This window comes from Micromonospora tulbaghiae (genome assembly GCF_900091605.1).
Taxonomy (GTDB): Bacteria; Actinomycetota; Actinomycetes; order Mycobacteriales; family Micromonosporaceae; genus Micromonospora; species Micromonospora tulbaghiae.
The window spans coordinates 566916-586003 of sequence record NZ_FMCQ01000002.1; the positions used below are offsets into that span (position 1 = coordinate 566916).

Annotated in this window: 18 protein-coding genes; 9 read left to right on the forward strand and 9 right to left on the reverse strand. The window is 74.3% G+C overall.

Annotation, left to right across the window (positions count from 1 at the left end; all coding sequences use genetic code 11):
- Positions 1 to 148 precede the first annotated feature (148 nt).
- The 9 genes from GA0070562_RS07605 (at position 149) to GA0070562_RS07645 (ending at position 9148) form a co-directional block, all read left to right on the forward strand.
- Complete coding sequence (locus GA0070562_RS07605; protein ID WP_091417595.1) at positions 149 to 1195, forward strand: LacI family DNA-binding transcriptional regulator; 1047 nt, start codon at positions 149 to 151, stop codon at positions 1193 to 1195.
- A 97-nt stretch (positions 1196 to 1292) separates the two neighbouring features.
- Positions 1293 to 2636: an ABC transporter substrate-binding protein gene (locus GA0070562_RS07610; RefSeq protein ID WP_091417598.1), complete on the forward strand. Its 1344-nt coding sequence runs from the start codon at positions 1293 to 1295 to the stop codon at positions 2634 to 2636.
- A 20-nt stretch (positions 2637 to 2656) separates the two neighbouring features.
- Entirely contained in the window at positions 2657 to 3637 is a 981-nt protein-coding gene (locus tag GA0070562_RS07615) for a carbohydrate ABC transporter permease (protein WP_091417601.1), read from the forward strand.
- Positions 3634 to 4503: a carbohydrate ABC transporter permease gene (locus GA0070562_RS07620; RefSeq protein WP_091417604.1), complete on the forward strand. Its 870-nt coding sequence runs from the start codon at positions 3634 to 3636 to the stop codon at positions 4501 to 4503. Before GA0070562_RS07615 ends, GA0070562_RS07620 begins: the two co-directional genes overlap by 4 nt.
- Complete coding sequence (locus GA0070562_RS07625; RefSeq protein WP_091417606.1) at positions 4500 to 5132, forward strand: hypothetical protein; 633 nt, start codon at positions 4500 to 4502, stop codon at positions 5130 to 5132. The genes GA0070562_RS07620 and GA0070562_RS07625 overlap by 4 nt, the downstream gene beginning before the upstream one ends.
- Positions 5129 to 6109: a DUF6807 domain-containing protein gene (locus tag GA0070562_RS07630; RefSeq protein WP_091417608.1), complete on the forward strand. Its 981-nt coding sequence runs from the start codon at positions 5129 to 5131 to the stop codon at positions 6107 to 6109. The genes GA0070562_RS07625 and GA0070562_RS07630 overlap by 4 nt, the downstream gene beginning before the upstream one ends.
- A gap of 42 nt (positions 6110 to 6151) precedes the next feature.
- A complete protein-coding gene (locus tag GA0070562_RS07635; RefSeq protein WP_091417613.1) occupies positions 6152 to 7123 on the forward strand; it encodes a sugar kinase in 972 nt (323 codons plus the stop codon).
- Positions 7120 to 7734 (forward strand): bifunctional 4-hydroxy-2-oxoglutarate aldolase/2-dehydro-3-deoxy-phosphogluconate aldolase, encoded by a 615-nt coding sequence (locus tag GA0070562_RS07640; RefSeq protein ID WP_091417616.1) that lies wholly within the window; start codon positions 7120 to 7122, stop codon positions 7732 to 7734. Before GA0070562_RS07635 ends, GA0070562_RS07640 begins: the two co-directional genes overlap by 4 nt.
- Positions 7735 to 7861: 127 nt before the next feature.
- Positions 7862 to 9148 (forward strand): ABC transporter substrate-binding protein, encoded by a 1287-nt coding sequence (locus tag GA0070562_RS07645; protein ID WP_393353005.1) that lies wholly within the window; start codon positions 7862 to 7864, stop codon positions 9146 to 9148.
- A 12-nt stretch (positions 9149 to 9160) separates the two neighbouring features.
- On the opposite strand, the gene GA0070562_RS07650 is transcribed toward GA0070562_RS07645, so the two are convergent.
- The 9 genes from GA0070562_RS07650 to GA0070562_RS07690 are packed head-to-tail and all read right to left on the reverse strand — an operon-like array spanning position 9161 to position 17830.
- The gene (locus GA0070562_RS07650; protein ID WP_091417620.1) at positions 9161 to 9925 is read right to left on the reverse strand and encodes a hypothetical protein; all 765 of its coding nucleotides are present in this window, start codon (positions 9923 to 9925) and stop codon (positions 9161 to 9163) included.
- Between the two features lie 18 nt (positions 9926 to 9943).
- Positions 9944 to 10420, reverse strand: a complete 477-nt coding sequence (locus tag GA0070562_RS07655) for a hypothetical protein (RefSeq protein WP_091417623.1) — start codon at positions 10418 to 10420, stop codon at positions 9944 to 9946.
- Positions 10417 to 11337 (reverse strand): carbohydrate-binding protein, encoded by a 921-nt coding sequence (locus GA0070562_RS07660; RefSeq protein ID WP_091417626.1) that lies wholly within the window; start codon positions 11335 to 11337, stop codon positions 10417 to 10419. Before GA0070562_RS07660 ends, GA0070562_RS07655 begins: the two co-directional genes overlap by 4 nt.
- The gene (locus GA0070562_RS07665; protein ID WP_091417628.1) at positions 11334 to 12053 is read right to left on the reverse strand and encodes a phage tail protein; all 720 of its coding nucleotides are present in this window, start codon (positions 12051 to 12053) and stop codon (positions 11334 to 11336) included. Before GA0070562_RS07665 ends, GA0070562_RS07660 begins: the two co-directional genes overlap by 4 nt.
- On the reverse strand, positions 12034 to 14655 hold the full coding sequence (locus GA0070562_RS07670) for a putative baseplate assembly protein (RefSeq protein WP_091417631.1): 2622 nt from the start codon (positions 14653 to 14655) through the stop codon (positions 12034 to 12036). Before GA0070562_RS07670 ends, GA0070562_RS07665 begins: the two co-directional genes overlap by 20 nt.
- Positions 14652 to 15116 carry a GPW/gp25 family protein gene (locus tag GA0070562_RS07675; protein ID WP_091417634.1) on the reverse strand — a complete coding sequence of 155 codons (465 nt, stop codon included), beginning with the start codon at positions 15114 to 15116 and terminating at the stop codon, positions 14652 to 14654. Before GA0070562_RS07675 ends, GA0070562_RS07670 begins: the two co-directional genes overlap by 4 nt.
- Entirely contained in the window at positions 15113 to 15451 is a 339-nt protein-coding gene (locus tag GA0070562_RS07680; protein WP_091417636.1) for a hypothetical protein, read from the reverse strand. Before GA0070562_RS07680 ends, GA0070562_RS07675 begins: the two co-directional genes overlap by 4 nt.
- A complete protein-coding gene (locus tag GA0070562_RS07685; protein WP_091417639.1) occupies positions 15451 to 17022 on the reverse strand; it encodes a phage baseplate assembly protein V in 1572 nt (523 codons plus the stop codon). Before GA0070562_RS07685 ends, GA0070562_RS07680 begins: the two co-directional genes overlap by 1 nt.
- Before the next feature lie 49 nt (positions 17023 to 17071).
- The gene (locus GA0070562_RS07690; protein WP_091417641.1) at positions 17072 to 17830 is read right to left on the reverse strand and encodes a CIS tube protein; all 759 of its coding nucleotides are present in this window, start codon (positions 17828 to 17830) and stop codon (positions 17072 to 17074) included.
- Positions 17831 to 19088: the final 1258 nt, after the last annotated feature.

Genomic DNA, 19088 nt, shown 5'->3' on the forward strand with positions numbered 1-19088 from the left:
CCTATCCATCCATATTGATGCGCTTTCGCGCGCCCGCTGGGTGCGACCCGGAAATCGAGCCGCAACAATGGACCATTGACACGGGCGCAACCGTTTGCATTAATGGGCGGCACCCGTGACCCCCACCACATCGGACGAGGAGCCCGCCGTGCCAGCCACCATCCGGGACGTCGCCCGCGCCTCCGGTGTGCACATCTCCACCGTGTCCCGTACGTTCTCGGCCCCGCACCTGGTCAACCCGGAGACCCGGGTCCGGGTGCTGGCCTGCGCGGAGGACCTCGGTTACCGGCCCAACCGGGCCGCCCGGGCCCTCATCACCGGCCGTACGCACAACATCGGCCTGATCGTGGCCGACATCGCCAACCCGTTCTTCCCGCCGCTGATCAAGGCGGCGGAGGGGCAGGCCCGGCACCGCGACTACCACGTGTTCGTGGCCGACACCAACGAGGATCCGGTCGCCGAGGAGGACCTGGTCCACGCCATGGCCAAGCAGGTCGACGGCGTGCTGCTGTGCAGCCCTCGGATGAGCAACAGCCTGATCGAGCAGGTCAGCCGCGAGGTCCCGGTGGTGGTGATAAACCGCCAGGTCGCCGGCCTGCCCTGCGTGATGATGGACGTCGGGCAGGGCGCCCGGGCCGCGATCGAGCATCTGCTCGCGCTCGGTCACCGCCGGATCGCGCTGCTCGGCGGCCCGCGCGGCTCCTGGACCGCCCGGGAGATGCGCCGCGCCGCGACCGCCGCCGCCCGGGGCGGGGGAGCGGAGCTGACAGTCCTCGGACCCAACCAGCCCACCGAGACCGGCGGCAGCGCCCTGGCCGAACAGGTACGCCGCAGCGGCGTCACCGCCGTGCTCGCCTACAACGACCTGATGGCGATCGGCCTGATCGAAGGGCTGGACGCGCTCGGGTCGCGGGTGCCGCACGACGTGAGCGTCGTCGGTGTCGACGACATCGCGCTGAGCCGGCTCACCCGCCCCAAGTTGACGACGGTGGCCACGCCGACCGCGGCCGCCGGCCGGACGGCCGTCGACATGCTGCTGCAACTGGACTCCGACGCGCCGCGCGGCGCCCGGGGCCGGGGCGCGGCGACCGGCGACCGTCGCACCACCGCACAGGTAATGCTCCAGACCGAACTGGTCGTCCGCGACTCGACCGGGCCCGTCCCCGCGCCCGGCCGGGACGGCACCGGAGCCTGAGCAGGTGGCCCGGGCCCGCACAGCACTGCGGACCCGGGCGGCCCGTGGACGGCCGCCGGTGACGTCGTCGCCTCCCACAGCCGAGGAGTGAGCGCAGATGCACCCCGCAACGTCCCCCACCGCCGGCGCACCCGCCGGGCGGGATCACCGTACCCCCCTGACCCGACGCCGACTCGTCCGTGGCCTGGCCGCCGTCGCGCTCGCCGTGCCGCTCGCCCTGGGCGCGGCGGGCTGCGGCGACGACTCCGCCGGCGGCGACGGCGGCCCGGTCAAACTCTCCGTCTTCTGGTGGGGCGGCGAGGCCCGGGCCAAGCTCACCGAGGACGCCCTGGCCCTCTACACCAAGAAGCACCCCGACGTGACGTTCGAGAAGACCTGGCAGGCCAACCAGGGCTACTTCGACAAGCTCGCCACGCTGACCGCCGGCGGCAACCCGCCCGACCTGTTCCAGATCGACGACAACTACCTCGCCGAGTACGCCGGCCGCAGCACCACGCTCGACCTGGGCAGCTACCGCGACTCCGGCAAGCTCGACGTGTCGAAGTTCCCCAAGAGCCTGCTGGAGTACGGCGTGGTGGACGGCAAGCTCGCCGGGGTGGCCGCCGGGGAGAACACCCAGGGGCTCGTCTACAACAAGACGCTGCTGCAGAAGAACGGGCTGCCCGAGCCGACCACCGGGATGAGCTGGGAGGAACACATCGCCTGGGCCGAGCAGGTGGCGAAGAAGACGAAGGTGCCCGGCACCCAGGACCCGAGCGCCGACTACAAGGCGCTCTGGGTGTGGCTGCGCCAGCAGGGCAAGGACCTGTACAAGGGCAAGGAGCTCGGCTTCACCACCGAGGACGTGACGAAGTGGTTCGAGCTGTGGAAGGACGCGCGGGACGCCGGCGCCACCCCGACGCCGGATGTCATCCACGAGGGCAACTCCAGCGACATCACCAAGCAGCTCGTGGTCACCGGCAAATCGGCCACCTCCTGGGTCTGGGTCAACCAGATGCCGGACCTGAAGAAGAACACCAAGGACGAGCTGGGCGTGGTCGCGTACCCGGGTGACCCGAGCGCGCAGTGGGCGCGCGCCTCGATGTACTGGTCGGTGTTCAAGGGCAGCAAGCACAAGGACGTCGCCGTCGATGTGATCAACTTCCTGAACAACGACCCGGAGGCGGTGGCGCTGCTCGGCACCGACCGCGGTCTGCCGTCGAACATGGATCTCCGAGCCAAGGTCAGCGAGACCGCCACCGACCCGGCCATGAAGCAGTCCATCCAGGTCGAGTCCGACCTGGCGCAGAAGTTCGGCGCCTCGCCCCAGGTGCCGATCAAGGGGCACAGCAAGGTCAAGTCCGAGCTGGTCAAGGCCGCCGAGAACGCCCAGTACGGCCGCGCCACCCCGGCCCAGGCAGCCGAGCAGTTCGTCACCGCCTGCAAAGCCGCGATCGCCTGACCCACGAAAGGACCGGTCCCGTGGCTCTCACCACGGCGCCCGGCCGGACCCCGCGCACCGGACCGGCCGGCCCCCGCCCCACGCGGCGCGGGGCCGGCCGGGCCCGGCTCGGCGAGGGTCTGGCGGGGTACGTCTTCCTCTCGCCCTGGCTCATCGGACTGATGGGCGTCACGGCGATCCCGATGCTGCTGTCGCTCTGGCTGAGCTTCACCGACTACGACATCCTCACGCCGCTGTCCGAGGTGCGGTGGGTGGGGCTGGCCAACTACGAGCGGATGTTCACCGCCGACCCGTCGTACTGGCACGCGGTCCGGGTCACGCTGACGTTCGCGCTGATCGCCGTACCGCTGAAGCTGGCCGCCGCGCTCGGAGTGGCGCTGCTGCTCAACCGGGCCTGGCGCGGAGTCGGGCTGTTCCGCAGCCTTTTCTATCTGCCGTCGCTGCTCGGCGGCAGCGTCGCGCTGGCGATCGTCTGGGTCAACATGTTCAACCGGGACGGCGCGTTCAACTCGTTCCTCGCCCTGTTCGGCGTCGAGGGGCTGCCCTGGGTCAGCGACCCGGACTGGGCGCTGGAGACACTGATGGTGCTGGCGATCTGGCAGTTCGGCGCGCCCATGGTGATCTTCCTGGCCGGGCTCAAGCAGGTGCCCACCGAGCTGTACGAGGCGGCGGCGGTGGACGGCGCCGGGGCGTGGCGGCGCTTCCGCGCGGTCACCCTTCCCATGCTCTCCCCGGTGATCTTCTTCAACCTGGTGCTGGAGACCATCAACGGCTTCCAGGGCTTCACCGCGGCGTTCGTGCTCAGCAACGGCACCGGCGGCCCGGTCGACTCCACCCTCATGTACACGCTGAAGCTCTACATCTCCGGCTTCACCGACCTGGAGATGGGCTACGCGTCGGCGATGGCGTGGGTGTTCCTGGTGGCGATCGGCGTGGTCACCGCCGTCTTTTTCAGCACCGGCCGGTTCTGGGTGCACTACTCGGACGGAGACGACTCATGACGGCGCTTCCTGTCGCCCGCCGCCGGCCGGGCGGCGGCCGGAACGTCCTGCGGCTCGTCGTGCTCGTGGCGATCGTCGCGGTGGTGCTCTACCCGCTGTTCTGGATGCTCGGCACCTCGGTCAAGTCGCAGGCCGAGATCGCCAACAACGTCGGCCTGCTGCCGGAACGGTTCACCCCCGGCAACTACCTCGACGGCTGGACCAACTTCGACATCAGCTTCGGCCGGTTCTTCCTCAACAGCGCGCTGGTCAGCGGGCTCACCGTCGTCGGCAACGCGCTGTCCTGCCTGCTCGCCGCGTACGCCCTGGGCCGGCTGCGGTTCCGGCTGCGCAAGCTCTGGTTCGCCGTCATGATCGGCACGCTGCTGCTACCCGGGCACGTGCTGATCGTGCCGCAGTACATCCTGTTCCGCAGCCTCGGCCTGGTCGGCGGCGACTGGCCGTACCTGCCGCTGCTGGTGCCGCAGTTCCTGGCCACCGAGGCGTTCTTCGTCTTCCTCATGGTGCAGTTCATGCGCGGCATCCCACGCGAGCTGGACGAGGCGGCCACCATCGACGGCGCGTCCCCGTACGGCGTGTTCCGGCACGTCATCCTGCCGCTGAGCCGCCCGGCGCTGGTCACCACGGCGATCTTCTCGTTCATCTGGACCTGGAACGACTTCTTCCGGCAGCTGGTGTTCCTGTCCAGCCTGGAGGACTACACCGTCCCGGTGGCGCTGACCCTGTTCATCGACTCGACCAGCCAGAGCGCCGTCGGCCCGATGTTCGCCATGTCGGTGCTGTCCCTGCTGCCGGTGTTCCTGTTCTTCCTGGCCTTCCAGCGGATGCTCGTCGAGGGCATCAACACCAGCGGGCTGAAGGGATGACCGCCGTGTCCGCCTCCACCGACGCCGTACCCGCCCACCCCGTGCCGGCCCGTGCCGACTGGCGGGACACGCTGCGCGAGGCGACCGACCTGGCGCTGCTCGGCTTCGCCGTGGCGCTCGCCGCGCTGCCGGTGCTCACGCTCGCCCCGGCGCTCGCCACCGCCAGCGCCGCACTGCACGACCGGTCGATCAGCGGTTCCTGGCCCGAGGCCCGGACCAGCCTGCGTCGGTTCGGCCGCGCGCTGCCCGCCGGGCTCGCGGTCAGCGCCGTCGCGCTGGCCGCCGCCGCGCTGCTCGCCGCCGACCTGGTCGCGCTCGCCACCGGCCGGGTGCCCGGCGGCGGGCCCGCGCTCGCGTTCACCGCCGTCGTGGTGGCGGTCCTGCTCGGGTACGCGGGCCTGGTCGCCGTCGCCGTCGGGCGCACCGGCGGCCGCGGGTGGCGGGTGGCGGCCCGGCGAGTCGCGCGTTCCTGCCCGGAGCGGCCCGGTGTGTGGGCCGCCGCCTCCGGCATCTGCGCGCTGGCAGTGCTGCTGGGCGTGCTGGTCACGCCGGTCGCGGTGCCGATCCTCGGCGGGTACGCCCTCGCCGCGCTGCACGCGCTGGACGCCCGCCGCCCGGTCCCGTCGTGACCGCCGAACCCCGTTCCGCCGCTGCCGGGTCGCTTGACGCCGGGGCCGAGTCGCGCCTTGCCGGGGGCAACGCGGAGTCACCTCTTGGCGGAGCCGATGCCGCGTCGCGGCTTGCCGGCACCGACGCCGAGCCGCGGCTCGGCGTGGGTGGCGCCGAGGTGGCCCGGTACCTGGTCAGCCCCGACCTCGACCCGCGTCATGGACCTCGGCCCTACCTGCATCCGGTGCGGACCCGGGCCGGCACCCCGGTCACCGACGCGCTCCCGGCCGACCACGTCTGGCACCTCGGCGCGTCACTGGCCGTGCAGGACGTGAACGGGGTCAACCTGTGGGGCGGCCGGACGTACGTGCGCGGCACCGGCTACACCTGGCGCGACGACCACGGCGTGATCGCGCACACCGGCTGGCGGGAGCGGGCCGCCGACCGGCTCGACCACGACCTTGAGTGGCGGGACCGGCACGGCCGGGTGCTGCTGCGCGAGCACCGGCGGATCACCGCCACCCCGGCCGGGGAGGACGCCTGGTGGCTGGACCTGTCGGCGACGCTCACCGCCGCCACCGGTGCGGACGTGCACCTGGGCAGCCCGGCCACGAACGGCCGCCCGGGCGGCGCCGGGTACGGCGGCTTCTTCTGGCGGGCGGCGGCCGACGGGGAACCGCTGGTGCGCACCGCCGAGGCGGAAGGCGAGGAGGCGGTGAACGGGTCGACCGCGCCCTGGCTCGCTCTGTCCGCCTCAGCGCCCGGTGGCGGCGCGTACACGCTGGTGTTCACCGGTCTCGGGCCGGGCGACAGGTGGTTCGTGCGCACCGCGATGTACCCGGGCGTCTGCGCCGCGTACGCGTTCGATCGCCCGGCGGTGGTCGCGGCCGGGCGGCCCCGGCACAACCGGCACCGGGTGCTCGTCGTCGACGGCCACCTCGACCCGGCCGACATCGCGGCCCGAGTCGAGGGGGTGGCCCGTGAGCGCGCGGAGTGAGCCGGTGTTGCGAGCCCTGCGGTCGCGGACGAGGGTGATGCCGTGAGTCCGGAGGTGGTCTGCGTGGGCGAGACGATGGTGATGCTCGCCCCTGACGACGGCGGGTCGCTGGAGCACGCGGCGCGGCTGACGGTCGGCGTGGGCGGCGCGGAGTCCAACGTGGCGGCCGGGCTGGCCCGGCTCGGACACCGCGCGGCGTGGGTCAGCCGCGTCGGCGACGACCCGTTCGGGCGGCGGGTGGTGGCCGAGGTCGCCGCCGCTGGCGTGGACGTCAGCCTGGTCACCGTGGATCCGGACGCGCCGACCGGGCTCTACCTGAAGGATCCGGGGCCGGGCGGCACCCGCGTGCACTACCACCGCGCCGGGTCGGCCGCGAGCCGTCTCGGCGCCGCCGACCTCGCGCGTACCGGGCTGGCCGGGGCACGCCTGCTGCACCTGTCCGGCATCACCGCCGCGCTCTCCGGCGCCTGCCGTGACCTGCTCGTATCAGCGCTGGACGGGCGGGCGCTGCCCGGCGCCCGGGTCAGCTTCGACGTGAACCACCGCCCGGCGCTCTGGCCCGCCGACCGGGCCGGCCCGGTCCTGCGTGACCTGGCCGACCGCGCCGACGTGGTGCTGGTCGGGCTGGACGAGGCGGCGGTGCTCTGGTCGGCGGACGATCCGGCCGCCGTTCGTGCGCTGCTGCCCGGCCCGGAGCTGGTGGTGGTCAAGGACGGTTCGGTCGGCGCGACGGCGCTGCCGCGTACCGGGCCGGCGGTGTTCGTGCCGGCGTTGCCGGTGGACGTGGTGGAGCCGGTCGGCGCGGGGGACGCGTTCGCTGCCGGGTTCCTCTCCGGGCTGCTTCGCGGCCTCGACCTGCGAGCCTGCCTGCGGCTGGGGCACCTGACCGCCGCGCCGGTGCTGGCCGTGCCGGGCGACACCGCCCCGCCGCCGGATTCGGAGACGATCGCCCGGGCGCTGGCGTTGCCGGAGACGATGTGGACCGCGCAGGTCAGGGGAGGGAGCGGGAGATGAGCGGACACGACTTCGAGGCCCTGTTCGGCGACGCGCGGGTGATGGTGATCCTGCGCGACCTGCCGCCCGGTGAGACCGTCCGGCTGGCGGAGCTGGCCTGGGATCTCGGCATAGACGTGGTGGAGGTGCCCATCCGTACCCCGGAAGCGGTGCCGGCGCTGCGCGCCGCCGTGACGGCCGGACGGCGGCGGGACCGGATCGTGGGCGCGGGCACGGTGCGTACCCCGGAGCAGGTCGGTCAGGCGGCGGCCGCCGGGGCGGCGTTCACCGTGGCGCCGGGCCTGGATTTGGCGGTGGCCGACGCGGCCGCCGGTCTCGGCGTGCCGCATCTGCCCGGCGTGGCCACCCCGACCGAGGCGCAGCGGGCACTCGGCCACGGCCTGGTGTGGCTCAAGGCGTTCCCGGCGGTCAGCCTCGGCCCGGCGTGGTTCCGCGCGGTCGCCGGGCCGCTGCCGGAGGCGCGGTTCGTGGCCACCGGCGGCGTCGACGCCGGGAACGCGGCCGACTTCCTCGCGGCCGGGGCGCGCGTGGTGGCGGTCGGGTCGGCGCTCACCGACCCGGCGCAGCTGCCGCGCCTGGCCACGCTCGCCGCAGGCGGCGCGGTCACCTGACCGCCGCGTGGCGGGCCCGGTGGCGCGACGAACGTATCGTCGTAGCCGACACCAGGACCCGGCGGCCGAGGAGGATCTGATCCGCGCTCTTGCCGGGCACGCCGACGGCGTGCCGCTGTCCAGCCCTCTGTCCCGGCGGTTGCTGCTGCGTGGCCTGCTGGCCGGGGCGGCCGGGGTGCCGCTGACGGCCACGGCCGCCTGCGGTGACGACGAGGACGTCCCCGTCGACCCGAACGCCCCGGTCGAGCTCTCCGTCTTCTGGTGGGGCACCGAGGCGCGGGCCAGGCTGACCGACGACGTGCTGGCCCTCTACACCAGGAAGCACCCGAACGTGACCTTCACGAAGACCTGGCAGACCGACCAGGGCTACTTCGACAGGCTGGCCGAGCTCACCGCCGGCGACAAGGCGCCGGACATCTTCCAGATCGACGACGACCACCTGGCCGAGTACGCGGCGCGGCGGACGCTCGCCGGGCTGCTCTACTACCAGGGGGCGCGCAAGCTGGAGACCCGCCCGATGCACGACAGCCTCTGGCGGTACGGATACGTGGACGGCAGTTTCGTCGGAGTGCCCGCCGGGGGGAACACCCAGGGCCTGGTCTACAACAGGACGCTGCTGACCAGGCACGGGCTGCCCGAGCCGACCACCGGCATGACGTGGGAGCAGCACATCGTCTGGGCCGAGCAGGTGACGAAGAAGACCAACGTCCCCGGTACGCAGGACCCGAGCGCCGACTACAAGGCGTTCTGGGTGTGGCTGCGCCAGCAGGGCAAGGATCTGTACCAGGACAGAAGCCTCGGCTTCACCGTCGAGGACGTGACCCGGTGGTTCGCGCTGTGGTCCGGCGCCCGCGACCGCAGGGCGACGCCGGCGCCGGACGTCATCCGCGCGGGAAACACCAACGACGTCACCAAGCAGCTGGTGGTCACCGGCGGGGCGGCCACGTCCTGGGTCTGGGCCGGCCAGATGCCGGACCTGCAGAAGAGCACCACTGACGAGCTGGGCGTGGTGGCGTACCCGGGTGACCCGAGCGGCCAGTGGGCCCGCGCCGAGACGTACTGGTCGGTGCACAGCCGCAGCAGGAAGAAGGACGCCGCGGTCGATGTCATCAACTTCATGCTCAACGATCCCGAAGCGGTAGTGCTGCTCGGCACCGACCGCGGCCTGCCGCCCAACGTCGACCTGCGCGCCAAGCTCAGCGAGACGGTCACCGACCCGGCCGTGACGCGGTCCATCCGGTTCGAGTCGGAGCTGGCGACGACGTTCGGCGACGGCCCGGGGCCCCCGCTCAGGGGACACCGCACGGTGAAGTCCGAGCTGGCCAAGGCCGCCGAGAACGCCCAGTCCGGCCGGGCCGCCCCGGCCCGGGCGGCGGAACAGTTCGTCGCCGCCGCCTCGGCCGCGATCGCCTGACCGGCCGCGCGGTCACCTGACCGTACGGCCGGACGTGGTGGCGGTGGTCCGGACCGCCTTCACGATCGCCGGGATCGACCCGATCAGCAGCACCAGCGCCCAGATCAACGCCACCACGGCGAACACCACGGCGCCCAGGTCGTCGAGGATGCTGACCAGGATCACCGGCACCAGGCCGTGCAGGAACTGCAACACCACAGTGCACAGCAGTGTGGTCAGCGCCAGCAGCACCAGCCCTTTGTTGCGCAGGAACCGGGGCTGGGCGGCGAGCAGCAACCCGGCCCAGACCAGTTTGAGCAGCAACGCCAGCCCGAGCAGCACCGCCGCGTCGTCGACCGGGAAGAACCCCCACACCGCGAGGTACGCCAGCGTGCCGAACGGCGGGGCCAGGAACAGCGACACCATCACTGTCAGCTCGACGAACGCGACGATCAGCAGGACCAGCGACACCAGCAGCAGCACGATCGAGAAGACGAGCGTGGCCACGCCCTGCATCCGGCCCTGTATCCGGTCCGGCAGCACCAGGCTCAGGCAGAACAGCCCGGTCGTCCAGAGCGCCACCACGTCGATCAGCGCCAGGTAGCCGATGCCCCGACCGGACGGTTCGGACACCGCGCCGACGTCGCCCAGCTCCACGCCGAGCTGACCGGCGCTGTCCCGCAGCGGGCCGCTCGCGTCCCCGCCGCCGGTCAGCGCCGCCGCGCCCAGCTCCACGCCGACCACGAGCGCCACCGCGAGCAGGGCCAGCAGCAGGAACGGCTTGCGCAACTCACCCATGCCGCGTCTCCGTCCCGGTCAGGACCGGGCCAGCGTGACCGAACATCCGCCACCTCCCGGGCAGCGCAGGAGCACCTCGGTCTCCCGGTCCACAGCCACCTTCGCCACCGCCGGGCCGTCCGCGTCGGGCGCGACCTCGTCGGTGACTGTGACGTCCGCGTCGCCGGGCGCGGGGGCGGTCACCTGGAACGGCGTCGTACCGCGCAGCACCAGCGTGCGCAGCGCTCCCGGGTCGGCCACCCGCAGCCGGCACGCGGTGCCGAACGCGAGCGTCACCCCGTCGGCGGTGGTGGCCGGATCGGCGGCCGGCGGCAGGCACGTCACCGCCACTGTCGCCGGGTCCACCGTCCCGGTCCCGCGCCCCAGCCGGGCCAGCGCCCCCGGCCCGGCCGCCGGGTCACCCGGGTCGTCGCGGCGCCCGGCCACCGCCACCACGTACAGCGCCACCAGCAGCACGGCCACCGCCACCAGCAGCACCTTCTGCCGCCCACTCATGGGCGGACGACGGGCGTGAAGCGGATCTCGTCCACCCCGGCGAAGTACCTGTCGGTGCCCTGGGTCTTGCTCACCGCCACGAGCGTCAGCTTGTGCGGCCCGCGGGTCAGCTCCACGGTGCCCACGTCCACCTCGTCGGTGCGGACCACTGTCGGGCTGAACCCGAAGAACGTGTCGCCGACCTGCCGGCCGTCAACCAGCCAGATGGTGTTCGCGTAGTCGAACGACGTGGTGCGCACTGTGGAGAACCGCCAGGTGCCGTCGGACGGCACGTCCACCCGCACCGTCACCCGGTCGCCCACGCCCCGGCCCAGGAAGAACAGTTGCGCGTCGCCGGACCACACCACGTCGCAGCAGTTCTCCTGCGCCACCACCTCCGCCTTCGCGCCGGTGGTGGACTGCACCGCGGCGCCGGAGACGAGCGTCTCCGCCTCCACGGTCACCGCATTCGCCTGGGGTGGGGCCGGGGTGTCCGGGCCGCGGGTCGCCAGCCAGGCCACCACCCCGGCCACGACCAGCACCAGCGCCGCGGCGGCCGCGATCCACGGCCACGGCGCGCGCTTCGGAGGTACGACGGCCCGCACGTCGTACGTGACCCGGCCGCTGGATCGGGAACTCTCCTCCGGTGCGGTGTTCGCCGAGTACGCGAAGCCGGTCATGTCGTAGCGCCGGGGCGGCGTGCCGGGCGGTACGGCGAGCCGGACCAGGAACGACACCGACCCCTGCCCGGGCACCACGCGCTGCGGCTCGGCCACCGTGAACCAGGCCCGCTGGCTGCCCTCGCCGGGCGCGACGTCGAAGACGACGGTGTCCGGCGCGGTGCCCGGGTTCGACACGGTGAACGTCAGCTCACCGGCGTTGCGGGCGTCCACTGTGAACTGTTCGGCGGCGGCGACGACTGTCCATTCGGTGGTCATGACGGCTCCTCGGGCGGATCGTGGGGCAGGGGTGCGGGTACGTGCGCCCGGCCGACCGCGCGCACCGTCGCCACGCCGGCGGCGGGCTCGGCATCGTCCGGCTCGGGCGGCGCTGGCGTGTGCGGAGGGCCCGGGTCCGGCGGGCCTGCTGTGGGCGGGCCGGTTCCGGGCGGCGTCGGGTCGGCGGGCGGGTCGGAGGGCGGGTCGGCCGGGTCCCCGGCGACGACCTCGACGGTGACCGCCGCCGGTTTCTCCGCCTCGACGATGCGGGTGACCAGCGCGAGCCGGTCGGCGGCGGCCGGTGGCACGCGCACCACCAGGTGGAACGGCCGCTCGGCCGGTTCGTCCAGCACGAACCCGGTCACGCCGGTGGCCAGCTCCAGCGCGGTCCGCATGCCGTACGGGGTGCCGCGCCACCGGGCCAGCAGCGCGCCGTGCGCGACGAGGTCCCGCAGCCGGCCCACCGGCAACGGCAGCGGCGCGTCGGCGCGCGGCGCGGCGACCACGTGGTCCATCGCCACCCAGCGGGTCAGGTAGGCCACGAATCCGTCCGGCGTCCGGTACGGCCCGAACAGCGCGTCGACGTCGGCGAGCACCGCCTCGTCCGGGGCGTGCAGCGCCTCCATCACGTCCAGCAGCGCGCCCAGCACGCTGCCCGGGCCGGCGGCCCGCTGGTACGCGGCCGGCAGCAGCCGCTCAATCGCCGCTCGGCGCATCCTGCCGCACCACCTCGATGTCGTGCTCGCCGGAGCAGAGCAGCCAGGTGCCGGGGACGGTGACCACGTCGGCGGTGGCCTGGTTGGCGCTGGCCGTCCAGTCCTCGCCGTCGCCGCTGCGGAACACGCCGCGCTCGCCGCCGGCCAGCACCAGCCGCCCGGCGCCGGACGTGCCGGTGGGCGCGGTGGCGGCGATGGCGTCGACCGGGACGAACCGGGTCCGGTCCCGCAGCGGCAGGCCGCAGTTGACCATCACCGGCGACCATTGCGGCTGCCCGGCGAGCGTGTCCAGCCGGACCACGCCGCCGCTCTGCGTCGCGGCGAGTGCGAGCGGGCCGCTGAACGTCAGGTCCCGGCAGGTGCCGCCGATCCAGCCGGACGCCATCGACTGCCACTTCACGTCCGACTCGAACAGCCGGGTGCGGTGGCAGCCCTGGCCGGGCTTCTTCGGGTCCGGCTCGCCCGCGCCGCACCACAGCAGCGTGGCCGGGCCGTCGTACTGCACGGCGAGCACCCGGTTGTCCACGTTGGCGAGGCCGACGTGGGCGAACGTGCCGGGCCGTCCCGCAGCGGTGGACAGGTACACCCCGAATCCGGCCTGTGCGGCCACCGCCACGCCGGGCGCGCCGCGCTCGGAGACGAACGAGCGCACCGCGTAGAAGCCCCGGTCGGCGTCGGCCGGGTCGACCAGGATCTGCAACGGCACCGCGCCGGGCAGCAGCGGCACCTCGTACAGGCCGGCGTCGGTCGCCAGCAGCAACGCGCCGGTGCCGTCGCGGTCGATCCAGGCCAGGTCGCGTACGCCGGAGTCGAGGTCGGTCAGCAGCGTCCACGTCTCGCCGAGGTCGGTGCTCAGCCGGACCCGGGAACCGCCGGCGTCGCGGGTGGTCACCACCGCCACCGAACCGGCCCGGGGCACCACGCCGGGGCGTACCGGGGCGGGTGCGGGGACCACCCGGACCACCGTCTCCTCGTCGAACCGGCCCGCCGGTTCCCAGCCCGCGCCGGCGTTGGTGGAACGGAACAGCACCGGGCCGCCGCCGGCGTACCAGGTGTCGGCCTGGTACTGGTCCACCGCCACGGTGCGTACCTGTGCGTCCGGCGCCTCGTCGACCACGAACCGCACCGACTCGACGTAGCGCACGCCCGGCTCGGCGTGCTCCAGCATCCGGTAGACGTTGGAGGCGCGCAGCGGCTCGCCGAACGCCCAGCCGGCCGGGCTCAGCGGCGTGGGCAGCGGGCTCAGCGTCTGATGCAGCCGGTCGTGGATGCGGCGGCGCACCGCGTCCACGTCCTCCTCGCGGCGCACCACCACCCGCGCCTGGATGGACACCGCCTTGTAGCGCGCCCACCCCGCGCGTACCGCCGTACCGAGGGCGCGGCGCCGCTCCAGGTCGGCCTCGACGCGGCGGCGGGCCTCCTCCACCTCGTGCTCGCGCAGCACCGCCACCGGCAGCCGCCCGCCGGGACGGGCCGCCTCCGGCACGTACGGCACCAGCACCACCTCGACCTCGCCGGGCCGGGCGAAGCTGTAGACGGCGGCCCGGGTGAACGCCCGCGCCCGCGCCACCGCCCCGGAGCCGGTGGCGAGGATCTCGAAGTCCCGGGCGGTGACCGCGCGCTGCTGGGCGAAGAACTCGTACGGCCCGCGCGCCAGCACCGACTCCAGCGACTCCAGTTCCCGCCCACCGGTGGCCGGCTCCGGATTGTCCGCCTTCACCCCGGGCAGCGGGTCGCGCAGGCTGGTCAGCACACCGGCGGCCACGTTGCCGGCCGGCCCGCCGCCACAGCGGTACCAGAGGCGCACCTGCCGCCCGGCCGGCGGCACCGCCGCCACTGTGGTCGCCCCGACCGCCCCCTCGACGGCCGGGGCGCCCTCGTCCGGGCGCAGGTCCAGCGCCGGGGCGAACGTGACCACCCCGGAGGCCCGGTCCACCAGGTAGACCTTCGCCTGCGGGCCGACACCGGCGAAGCTGTGCACCGGCCGCCAGATCTCGAAGGTGCGGCCCTCGTGCTCCCGGGCCGCCGCGCCCAGCTCCACCGAGCCGGCCGGCACCTCCACGCCGAGCAGCAGGTCCAGCGCCTCGGTGGTACGCGTCAGCGGCGCGCGGGCGGCCCGGAACACCTGACCGGGCTGCCCGGTGCCGGTGCCCAGCAGCTCCGCCTCGACCGGCTCGCAGTGGTGCACGCGTACCGTCGCAGTGGTCTCGCCGGTGGGCAGCACAGCCGGTTCGGTGGTCACGAAGACGACCGGCCGGGGGTCCGCGCCGCGGGCCGCGGCGACGCGGGTGCCGGCCGGCACCCGCACCGGGCCGCGGTCCGGGCCGGTGCGGGTCAGGCGCACGTCCGCCCAGGCCGCCGCCGGTGGGTGCCGGGTGACGCCGAGCAGGTTCAGGAACGCGACGTACGCCTTCTCCGGCAACTGGTTCAGCCGGTAGATCATCACCTCGGTCAGGTAGGCGAACGCCTCCAGCAGCGCCATGCCCGGGTCGTGCGCGGACAGGTCGGTCCAGTCCGGGCAGGACCGGGCGATGCGTTCCCGCGCCTCGGTGACCAGGTCGAGGAAGGCGCGGTCGTCCAGGTGCGGCACCGGCAGCGTCATGGCGTGCCCTCCTCGTCAGGGGTGTCGCCGGGTTCGGAGTCGCCGGGTTCGTCGTCGGCGGGGAGCAGGTCGACGGAGAACACCAGGTGGCCGGGGGAGAGGCTGGCCCGGACCCGGTAGTCCAGCCGGATCGCCAGGCGCCACGGGTCGTCCGGGTCGGGGCCGGCGTCCACGTCCAGCACCTCGATCCGGGGCTCCCAGCGCCGGATCGCCTGCCGCACGTAGTGGATCGCCAGCCCGGCGGTGGTGTCGTCGTTGGGCGCGAAGACCAGCCGGTGCAGCCGCGATCCGTACCCGGGACGCATCAGCCGCTCCCCGGGCGTGGTGGACAACAGCAGGTACAGCGCCTGGCGTACCGTCTCGTCGCCGTCGGTCATGGCGAGCCCGCCCGCCGCGGTGAGCGCGAGACCACCGGCGCGGCCGGCGTCGAAGCCGGCGCCGACGAAGCGGAAGGCCCTCATGCGTCCGCCCCCAGGAAACCCTGCCGCACGTCGCGGACCTGGTGGTGCACGGTGCCCGGCGGCGTGCCGTCGGTGAGGCCGTCCAGGTGCGACAACACCACCGGCTGCCGGTCCACCCGCACCCACGTGCTGTAACCCACAGTGACGGTCAGCGTGTGCAGGCACGGTTTGATCGTCGGTCCGTAGTTGGGGCAGGCGGTGATGTCGCGCCCCTCCGGGTCGGGCCGCACCAGCACCGGCACGCCCCGGACGGTGACCCAGTCCTGCGACGGGCGGTTGCGTACCCGCCCGTCGTGACCGCAGGTGATCAGCGAGTCGCGGTGGATCCAGCGCATCAGCCACCTCCGGCGGAACGGGCGAGCGTACGGGCCTGCGCGGCGGCGGTCTCCGCGTCCTCGGCCGCCGGGGCGTGCAGGAAGTCGACGGTGCGGCCGCGCACCACGACGGCCCGGCCGGGCGCGGAGAGCACCAGGTCACCTGCCGCGTGCACGGTGGTCAGCTCGGGACGCAGCTCGACGAAGCTGCCCGCGTCGGTGGCCAGCCGCAGCGTCCGCCCGTCGTCGTCGATCACGATCGACTGGCCGGTGCCGGTCCGCATCGACCAGCGGCGCGAGCGCCCGGACACGATCCCCGCGTCGTACGGCTCGACCGCGCCGAACAGCGAACCGAGCACCACGCCCGAGGCCGGTTCGCCGCCGGGCAGCGCCACCAGCACGGTGTCGTCCGGGTCGGGCAGCGCGACGATCCCCTTGCCCCGGCCCGCGCCCGGGCAGAGCACCGCGAGCCAGCCGGCGTCCAGATCGCCGTACGCCGGGAGCGTCACCCGGGCCCGCCCCAGCCCGTCCGGGTCGTCGATGTCGGTGACGGTGCCGAGCGTGACAGTGGCCGGCGGGGGCGCGGCCGACGGCGGCGGGCCGGGCGGCGCCGTGGAGAAGCGGGTCAGGTGCCCGTCCGCGTCCACCGTGTGCACCACCTCGGTGAGCACGTACACCCCGGCGACCGGCTCCGGGACGCCGGCGAGGGCGATGCGCCGGCCCGGCCGCAGCGCCGGGTCGCCCTCCGCGGTGCCCTCGGCGGTGACGAGTGCCGCCACCCGGGCGTCCAGCCCGGCCTGGGCCAGCGCGGCCAGCTCGTCGTCGCTGCGCCCGGGCTGGTCCACAGCGGTACGCACACCGTCGGCGCCCACGTCGCCCGGGTCCGGGCGCAGCGGGATCCGCCGCCCGCTGCGCGCCTCGTCCGCCCGCTGGCCCAGCGGCTCGGCGCGTTGCGGATGCCAGCCGAGCACGGCGCACTCCGTGCCCGCCCGGTCCAGGTTCTCGGTGACGCGCAACGCGTGCACCGTCTCGCCGAGCGTCAACGGCAGCGGCTCCCCGTACCCGTCCAGCGTGAACAGCCGCAGCCGGTCACCGTCGACGCCCAGGTGCAGCCCGGCCCGCCCGGCCACCTCGCACAGCAGGTCCAGGTCGGTGTGCCGGTGCTGGAGCAGCCGGTCCAGGCGCGGCCCGTCGTCCTCGGCCGCCACGCTCAACCTCAGCCCGGCGCACAGCTCGCCGGCCAGCTCGGCGGCCGTCACCGACTCGAACACGCGCAGCTCCTGCCGCTTGCGCAGCCTGTGCAGCGGGTCGTACGCCCGGATCCGGGCCAGCGCGACGCCGTCACCGGCGTACTCCCGCTCGACGGCCGTCACCTCGCCGGTGAACAGCGCCTCCGGCTGCCCGTCGAGGCGTACGTCGACCGTGGCGCCGGGGCGTACCGGGGGGTCGAGAGGGCCCGCGCCGGGCGCGGCGGTGAGCGTCAGCTCGCACTGCGCCGGCCGGTCCAGCCGGGCGGCGACGCGGATGCCGCGCAGCCGGGCCGGGTCGGCCAGCGGCCGTCCGTCGACTGTCACCACGGCGGCCCGGTTCACGGCGTGCTCCCGACGGCCGCTCGCCGCGCCGGGCTGGTCGCCTGGCGGGTCACGGCGTGCCTCCCGTGGTGACGGCATCCGGCGGGGACGTGAGGGCGCCGGCCGGGGGCACTGCGAGCGCGGTGCCGGCCGGCACGGTGAGCGGGTCGGTGATCCGGTTGTGTTCGGCGAGCAGCCGCCAGCGCAGCGGCGAGCCCAGCGCGTCGTGGGCGAGCAGGTCGAAGCGCACCCCGGACCAGCCCGGCTCGGCCGCGCCGTCCGCGGCGGCGACCACCGCCGACCCGGGCGCGACAGCGGGTGTGCTCGCCGCGGCCAGTTCCTCCTCGAACCCGGCGCGCGCCGCCTCCGCTCCCTCCGCGACGCGGACCAGCCTCAACCGCAGCCAGGACCGCCGGGGCGTACCGGTGAGGGTGAACGCGTCGAAGCGTTCCGCGATGGCCGTGATCACGCCGGGGACGTTCCAGGTCTTGCCCCAGACCAGGCGCACCAGCGGCGGGCGCAGCCAGCCGTGCTCTACCGCCGAGTTCTCGGCGAGCATCCACAGCGGCCGGGTCAGCGCGCGGACGTCCTCGGGCCGGGCCGGGGACTCCACGAAGTCGACGTCGAAAAGCAGATCGAGGACCAGTTCGGTACGCCCGCCGCCGGTGAAGACGAGCGGATCGTCGGCCAGCCCTGCGCCGGTGAGCGGCCCGTCCGGCCCGCCGCGCGGGCGTACCCCGGCCAGCCGGGTCACCTGCACGGTCTCCGGGTTGAGCAGGCAGTCGACCCGGGTGCCGGACTCGTCCACGAGGAAGGCGACGCGCTCCATCAGTCACCCGCCTGTTCCCGGTCCAGCCGGGCCGTGTCACTCCACAGGGTGGCCCGCGTCGCCGGGGTCCACCACGCCGGCTCGCCCGGTAGTGCCGGCCACGGATCCGCGTGTGTGCTGCCGTCGGTCGCCCGGCCCGCGCCGACCGGGTTCGTCGTCCGGGTCGGGCCGGCGTCGTCCGGCAGCGCCGGCCACGGGCTGCCGGGCGTGGGCCGTGCGGGTCGCTGCCCCTGTCGCGCCCGGGACTCGCCGCCGGGTGCCGGGTCGTCCGGGTACGGCGAACCCGTGGCCCGCCCCGGGTGGTGGTCGACGTATCCACCCTCGGTCCCGCCGCGACCATGCGCCGATCCGGTTCGACCGCCCCTGGCGCCTGCGGCCGGTCCATGCGGTAACGACGGTGGCGCAGCCGCGAAGACGAGCGGGAGCACGTCCCCGTGATCGGGCGACAGGCCGGCCTCAGCCGCGTCATCCCGGTGCCGTGCCCGGCTTCGGCGGACCTGCGCGAGGTTCCGGAGCGCATCCACCCGAGCCGCGCCGGGGCCGGGCCACCGTTCAGGGGTGGACGGCGAGGCCGAGTCGCCGGACGTGGCGCGGCCCTGCGATCCGATCGTGTCACGACTGCTGTTCGGGCCCGTGCGCCTGTCAGCGCCGGTGGGCGTGCCGGTCCCTGCCTCTGTGGTCCGTCTGGTGCCGGCGGTCTCTGTGGTTGCGGCACCGGTGCCTGTGGCCGGTGTGCTGCGGATGCCTGATGTGCCGAGTACGTCCCACGACCCGGATCCATCGGCGATGCACGCCGATCTCGCCGAACCGGCCGGACCGTTTGACGCTACGCATCCGCAAACCGGAGCGCCCTCACGTGACGTGGCGTCGTCCGGCCGCACCGTGTCGCCCGAGCGGCATCGAGCGCCCACTGTCGCCGGAGCGGTCTCCGACCCCGCCACGCCCTCCCCTCCACCTGCCCGCGTGACCGCCGCTCCCGGCCGCGGCAGGGCCGCACCGCGTGCGAGCCGCCTCAAGGGCTCAGGCTTCTCAACTCCCGAGATGCCCGTCCCGCCTTCCAGGACCTGCGGAAGATCTTGGTAGGAATCGGCCCCTATGGGGGCCCTTTCGTACCAAGATCTCGACGGCGCACCGGGATCGGCCTCGTGGGGGGAGCGCGGTCGGGAACGGGACGTGCCGAAGCGGCCGGCCAGCAGCGCCTTCCAGCCTCGCCACAACCGCTCCACCGCACGTCGGCCCGTCCGGCTCCGTGGCACCG